The organism is Methanobrevibacter olleyae, assembly GCF_900114585.1.
Taxonomy (GTDB): domain Archaea; phylum Methanobacteriota; class Methanobacteria; order Methanobacteriales; family Methanobacteriaceae; genus Methanobrevibacter; species Methanobrevibacter olleyae.
Genome location: NZ_FOTL01000031.1, coordinates 20,062 through 27,174, shown reverse-complemented (window position 1 = coordinate 27,174; position 7,113 = coordinate 20,062). Strand labels below are relative to the sequence as shown.

Here is a 7,113-nt window from a genome sequence, read left to right as displayed (position 1 = left end):
CTTGCGTAAATTTTTTTAGATTTTTCAGAATCGATAAATTTAAATGCTTTAACCAATATAATATATTTAGTGTCTTTATTATCAAATTTAATACTATGTTTCATGTTAATTCACTAAATAAATATATGTTTAACATAGTATTTAAATTTAACGATTGTAAAGGCACTTTTTACGTTAATAACGTTCATAAAATTTGTATTTTTACTATGTAAAATCATAGAGTATTGAAAACATAGAAAATAAGAACAAAAAATGCTCTAATTTTTAGAAAAAATCTAGGACCCTAAAAATATTTTAAAAATTTTGCTATTAGAATCTTATATTATGTTAGATTTTATTAAAGGATTTTGGAAACCTATTGTATTTTGAATTAGTTTAATAATGAGTTTTTTATTTAATCTTTTTTTAATTTATTTTCTAAATTTTATTTATTTTAATATAAAACAAACCATGAAAATAGTATAAAAGCTAAAATTAGGAGAGTTTTAAAACTTATTCTAATTATTAAATCCTAGTTGAGTATTGATTCAGCAGGATTTAATATATTCATCATATTTAACAATAACTTTTAATATAATTCTATTTAACAGTTATTACTATTAATATAATATAATATTTAATTTTAGAAACTAATCATTAATCTTTAGAATTCTTTTTTTTTCTGAACAGTTGTTATATATTTCTTAATACCTGCACTTTCAATATCTTCAAGTTTATCAACAAAATTAAACTTTAAAGTAAAATCATAATCCGAAGGAGGTTTCACTAATTCAATACTACCTAACCAATCCCTAGATAAATTCCTAATTTCATTTACAAATGATTTGATAAAAAGAACATCTTTTGCTAAAACTTTATGAGAATATTCCTCATCATAGCTATCCTCATCAAACAAATCACTAAAAGTTCCTTCAACAAGAATATAACCTTTATTATCTTTTTCAATTATGTGATGATTAAAGATTAAATTGAAAATCATCTGTATTAGATAAAATATATGCAAAATTATAACCAATTAAATCAATTCTTTCACTTTCATTTTTCATAATAATAATAATAATAATAATAATAATAATAATAATAATAATAATTCTCCTCTTTATTTTATTTTCCTAATAATTTTTTATCCTTAGCATTACTCTTATTAACTACTTTCCTACCAGTATTTTCCTCCAACTCATGACGAGCATTACCAGCAATATTACCCCCACGAATAGCTACATTTTTACTCTCTTTAAACCCTTCAGGATTCTCAGTCTTACTAATCTCAGTAGTAGAAGCCTCAGCCAACATGTTCAATATCAATTCAATATTAGTCATATTATCCCTAAGACCTTCTTTTTTAAGACCTTTATACTCTTTATATTCTTTCACTGATTTTCCAGACCATGCCTTGCTAATCTCATTAGTAAGAATTGCATATTCTTTACCCTCTTTAACTCCACTTCTTTTCCATTCAGCAGTTAAATCTTTACGAGTTTCAATACTTCTTATTCTTTGAGTAATCCATTCTTCACTATAACCTTTTTTACGATAAGTTTCTATAGATCTTTCAATAGCAAGTTCAGGGTTTGCAATTTCATCAAGTCTTTCACTACCCACTTGAGCTAACCATTGTTTAAATGGTTCTGCATTTGGTGATGGAACAGACTGTATTATACGCAATAGTTGTTTAGTGTTTGCTACATCTGTTAAACGCATTTTACCATCTTTAGCAGGAAGTTTCAACCTTTCGATATTTTCGAAAGGTTGACCTTGTTCTTCAGAAATTTTCTTTTTTAATTCTGACCAATACCTACTTGGATTACTACTTTCTGTAAGAACTTCAATAACATCTATTATTGAAAAATAATAATCATTTATATCTTGATCCCATTTAGTCCTAATTTGTTTATCATTAAATAATTTTATATCATTTCCATCCATAAATTTTAACCCCATTTCACATTAAAAATTGATTTTTTTTCTTATTAATATAATATAATTTATTATTTAATTTTAGAAACTAATCATTCATCTTTAGAATTCTTTTTTTTTCTGAACTGTTACAGTAATTTTATCCTTATCTAAATTAACACGCCATTCAATACTATCTTAGCATCAACATCTAAAATTTCACTAATCTCTTTTGGAAAACCAACTTTTAAAGATTTTGTTTTACTTGTAGCATAATTCACTTTAGTATGATAACTTAATAATTTTTTCATTAACATATATTGCCATATATCTTATATATATTATTGCATATACGATAGATTTCATATAAAACACTATATTAAATACTATATAAAAATGTATCTTGTTTGAGTCTAATATTATATTATTCATATTTAAATAATGTATTATAATATCGCTTTTTAAGTATTTCATCTATATTATACTCCTTAAACACTTTATTTATCCGATTATTAACTGCTGTATCAATATTATTCTTAATTTTAAAATTCTCTTTTTCAAGTTTTTTAGCATCCTTCTTAAGTTGCAAAACTTCAGGACTTTCAATCATTAAATGATTAATATCTAAATTAATAGCAATCAGATCTATGTGTTCAATGTAAACTTCTTTTAGGTTTTGAAGATTATCCATGAAGTAAGAATTAGGGGTGTTGCCTTTACTAAGTCTTGTAAAGCATCAACTTGCTCCATACTCAACTCTTTTGCAAGGTTACTTCTATGAAATTTAGGCAGCATATGGCTATGAAGTCTATTGTATTCTCCTTTTTTATCCAATCCTAATATTTTTCTTCTTTGTGAATGCTTTCTTATGTTATGCAAATTTTTTAGTATTTTTCATCTTTCATATTCATGTTTTTCACATTGGTTTAATAAGTTATTAAAGTAAGAGCATTTGAAAACAAAAAGAGTATAAATATTAGTACATTATAACTTAAGATAATTTAATTTCTATTAGTTAAAACGAATACTTTATTAAATAAAAAAAATAAAATAACTATGTAAATTAATTAAAATTTATAATTGCTTTTTATTTAGATAATTTGTATAAATATTTTTTGGAGTTTATAAAATGAGAGATAGTAAGGAGAGTAATTGGAAGATTAGATTTGCAATAATCATGTTCATATTAGCAATTATCATCTTTTTAGCTAGATATATTATATTTGGAGATGGTGAAGAGATTATTGCTTATATTTGGAAACATATAGGTTTTATTCCAATTGATATATTGATTGTTGCATTTTTACTTGAAGGGATAATGGGTAAAAAGGAACATGAAGCTATTTTAGAAAAAATTGACATGCTTATGGGAACTTTCTTCTCAGAACTTGGAAATGACTTAATTGCAGAATTTAGTAAAGTAAATGTAAATAAAATAAACACTGAAAATTTAAAAGATATTCGACTTTGGGATGAAAAAGATTATGATAAAAAATTAAAAGAGCTGAAAAATACAAATAGTGATTTTAAAGTGGATATTCCAAAGGAAGAAAGAGAGGAGTTTTTAAATAAAATTCATTCCATTCTTTTGGAAAAAAGGGAATTTTTAATAAACCTCATTAATAACCCTAACTTATTAGAAAAAGATGAATTTTCTTCACTTTTACTTGCATTATTACATTTAGATGAAGAACTTAGCCGTAGAGGTGAGTTCTCAAATATAGATGCTACTGATTTTAATCACTTAAATGGTGATATTAAAAGGGTTTATTCTAGATTGGTGTATGAATGGGTTTATTATTTAAAATATCTTAATAAACACTATCCTTACATGATTTCTTTAGCTATTCGTACTAATCCTTTTGATAGTGAAGCAGATGTTCATGTTAAAGAATAGCTTAATATTATTGATTAATTAAGTTTATTAATTAAGTTGATTAATTGATAAATTATTATACTGATTAATCAAATAATATTCTGTATAGGTATTTCTATTTTTTATTTTTATTTTTATTTTAATTTTTTATTTATTTTTTTAATTTATTTAGATTATTTTTGAGGAATAATTATGAATAGTCAAAACTTGTATTCTTGTATAGTTTTATCAGGAGGAATGAGTAGAAGAATGGGTCAGGATAAGGGATCTATGATTATTCAAGATAAACCTATGATTTTACACATACTTGAACGATTAAACTATAAAATAAATGATGCTATAATTGTTTTAAATGATAGTGAAAGGATATCTAATTATCAAACATTGCTTAATCAACATTGTGAAGGGAATATTGAAGATAATTTTGACTATTCATTAGAATTTGTTGAAGATGAAATTAAAGGAAAAGGTCCCATATCAGGGATTATGACAGGATTAAAAAATATAAAAACTGATTTCGCACTTGTATTGCCATGTGATTCACCTTTTATTAGTACATATTTTATAGATACAATGTTTAATTTACTTATTGATAATTTAGATTCAGATAATGATGTATATGGTATAGATGCAATTATTCCATTTCATATTAAATCAAATAAGGATAAATTTAAAGATAATGGGGATTTTAATTTTGATAATGCAGATGAAATGAATCTAGAGATGAAAATTCAAAATTCAGAACCATTGCATTCTATTTATAAAAAAGAGAATTTAAATAATATAAATAAACTTTTAAAAGAAGATAATTTGTATGTTAAGTCATTTATTAGAAGCTTGAATAATCCTTGCTTTATAGAAGTAGATAATAAAATCTTATTTGAAAAGGACTTTAGAAACTTCAACAGAAAAGAAGATCTTGAGGATTTAGAATTTTAAGTTAAAAATTATAAATAGTTAATTTAAAGTAACTAAAAATTATAATTCATTAATTTAAAGTAACTAAAAATTATAAATAGTTAATTTAAAGTGATTAAAAATTATAATTCATTAATTTAAAGTAACTAAAAATTATAAATAGTTAATTTAAAGTATTAAAAATTAGATTCTTTAATAATTAGTTCATTTTCATTGATTAATTTAAATTTATCAATATTTTCATGTTTTTCAGATTTATAAATTGAAATAGCCTAATTATTTAGGTTTTTCCCATCTTTTAAAGATTTCATTGTCTATTTTCAAAACATCTAAGACTTTTCCCACTATAAAATCAGTCATGTCATTAATATTTTTAGGATTATGATAAAATGCAGGCATTGCAGGTAAAATGATACCTCCTTCTTTAGATATTCTAAGCATATTTTCAAGGTGAACATCTCTTAAAGGGGTTTCTCTAGCTACTAAAACTAAATCTCTTCTTTCTTTTAATGCAACATCTGCTACACGACTAATGGAATTAGAGGCATAACCATTAGCTATTGCTGAGACTGTTTTCATAGAACAAGGAATAATTACCAATGAATCAAATTTAAATGAACCACTATTTACAGAAGAATCAATTTCATTTGCTTCAAAGTAGTAATTTGCTAATGATTTGATTTTTTCAATATCCTCTTCAAGTTCATATTTAATCACTATTTTAGCAGGGTCACTTATTAATAATCCAGTTTTTATCTCTAATTCTTTAAGTGCTTTAAGTAATTCTACCCCATAAATTACTCCACTTGCACCTGTAATAGCAATAAGAATCATTTTATCATCTCTTTAAAACATTAAAATTCTATTAATATTATCCACTATCTATTATTAGTATATTTATTATATTTTTTATTAAGTAATTTATTTTTAAGTAATTTATTTTTAAGTAATTTATTTTTAAGTCATTTATTTTTAAGTAATTTATTTTTAAGTCATTTATTTTTAAGTCATTTATTTTTAAGTCATTTATTTTTAAGTAATTTATTTTTAAGTCATTTATTTTTAAAATAATTTTGATTGTTCAAAGTGAATTGTCTCAAATTTATTTACTCTTTTAGGTAAATCAATATAATTATCTAGTTTTAATCTATTGATTTTATCTAAATCTTCTTTTGGAACATAAAGACAAATGTCTGGTGAATTGAATCTTGCACTACTTAAAGCTCCTACAATACTTGAGATTTCATTTAAATGGTATAAATTCTCTCCAACAGAAACCCATGTTTTCATCTCATCAAAACTCGGATATTCTGGAAGGTTTAAGATAACATAATTTCTATCTAAACTGTAATCTTCACTGATTTCCTCTTCAGCTTTAAGTAACTTTTCTTTTTCAATTTTAAATATTTGTTCAGGATTTTCAAAGCTGTTTACTGGTTCTGACTTAGCTAGTTTCAAAAGGTGTCTATTATCAATACGCTCCATAATATCTTTTGAAAATCCTTCAGAGCTTCTACACATGCTTATCATATCTGAATCATCATATTTATACATCTCTTTAGGATTTAAAATATCTTGGCTAATCATAAATCTTAAACATCTTCTAAACATTGCATTAACAATTCTTGTAGTGTGATGTTGATAAACACTAGGATACATTAAATAACGGGCAGCTAATGCTGCTTCAGCAGCTTGAACTCCTTTTATATCTAAAATCAATTCTCTTTTTAATTTTAAATTACTTATAATTCTTTCAGTATCAATTACTCCATAAGCTACTCCCGTATAATGAGAATCTCTAATAAGGTAATCCATACGATCCATATCTAATTCTCCAGATATTATTGGACCTAATCTGCTTTTACCGTTTATTATGTCAACGATTTCTTGTGTGTCAAATTTTTCAGAAAGCTTATCAGCTAAACTAGTTTTTTTAACTACATAACCAGTTAATTCCTCATGGGGAACATCAAAAACTGCTTCTGAAACATGTGAAAAGGGGCCATGTCCTGCATCATGAAGCAAACCAGCTATTCTAACTAATTCCTTGTCATGCTCTTCTAATTCTAATTGTTTAGCTAATTTTGATGCAAGATGCATTGTTCCAATTGAATGTTCAAAACGTGAATGATTAGCTCCAGGATAAACTAAGGAAATAAACCCTAGTTGTTTAATTCTTCTTAGTCTTTGAACTTGTGGATAGTCTAGCACTTCTACTTCAAATTCATTTAATGGTAAATTTCCATGTATGCTATCTCTAATAAATTTTTTTTTTGACATAATAACACATTCTTATGATCTTTATGTTTTAACTTATTATGCTTTAGTAATTTTAATTCACTTATACAATTTTTTTAATTTTAAAATATTCAATACTTATCTAATGATATTTATAAAGACTTATTTAATAAAGTTTTCTAAAA

At 24.2% G+C, this 7,113-nt stretch carries 8 protein-coding genes; 2 read left to right on the top strand and 6 right to left on the bottom strand.

All coding sequences use genetic code 11. The features are described from left to right. Positions 1-643: 643 nt before the first annotated feature. The 4 genes from BM020_RS08005 to BM020_RS07995 form a co-directional block, all read right to left on the bottom strand. Positions 644-979: a hypothetical protein gene (locus tag BM020_RS08005; protein ID WP_074798815.1), complete on the bottom strand. Its 336-nt coding sequence runs from the start codon at positions 977-979 to the stop codon at positions 644-646. Between the two features lie 125 nt (positions 980-1,104). Then, a complete protein-coding gene (locus BM020_RS08000) occupies positions 1,105-1,926 on the bottom strand; it encodes a BRO family protein (RefSeq protein ID WP_067146207.1) in 822 nt (273 codons plus the stop codon). A gap of 140 nt (positions 1,927-2,066) precedes the next feature. Continuing rightward, a complete protein-coding gene (locus BM020_RS09640) occupies positions 2,067-2,213 on the bottom strand; it encodes a hypothetical protein (protein WP_158499587.1) in 147 nt (48 codons plus the stop codon). Positions 2,214-2,320: 107 nt separating this feature from the next. Then, positions 2,321-2,587: a hypothetical protein gene (locus tag BM020_RS07995; protein ID WP_067146209.1), complete on the bottom strand. Its 267-nt coding sequence runs from the start codon at positions 2,585-2,587 to the stop codon at positions 2,321-2,323. A 438-nt stretch (positions 2,588-3,025) separates the two neighbouring features. Between BM020_RS07995 and BM020_RS07990 the strand changes: the two genes are divergently transcribed. Beyond that, positions 3,026-3,793 (top strand): hypothetical protein, encoded by a 768-nt coding sequence (locus BM020_RS07990; protein ID WP_067146211.1) that lies wholly within the window; start codon positions 3,026-3,028, stop codon positions 3,791-3,793. 171 nt (positions 3,794-3,964) lie between these two features. After that, positions 3,965-4,711, top strand: a complete 747-nt coding sequence (locus tag BM020_RS07985; protein ID WP_067146213.1) for a molybdenum cofactor guanylyltransferase — start codon at positions 3,965-3,967, stop codon at positions 4,709-4,711. 255 nt (positions 4,712-4,966) lie between these two features. Here BM020_RS07985 and BM020_RS07980 read toward each other — a convergent pair whose 3' ends face one another. Further along, complete coding sequence (locus BM020_RS07980; protein WP_067146215.1) at positions 4,967-5,524, bottom strand: UbiX family flavin prenyltransferase; 558 nt, start codon at positions 5,522-5,524, stop codon at positions 4,967-4,969. Positions 5,525-5,752: 228 nt separating this feature from the next. Next, positions 5,753-6,973, bottom strand: a complete 1,221-nt coding sequence (locus BM020_RS07975; protein WP_143743980.1) for an HD domain-containing protein — start codon at positions 6,971-6,973, stop codon at positions 5,753-5,755. Positions 6,974-7,113 lie beyond the last annotated feature (140 nt).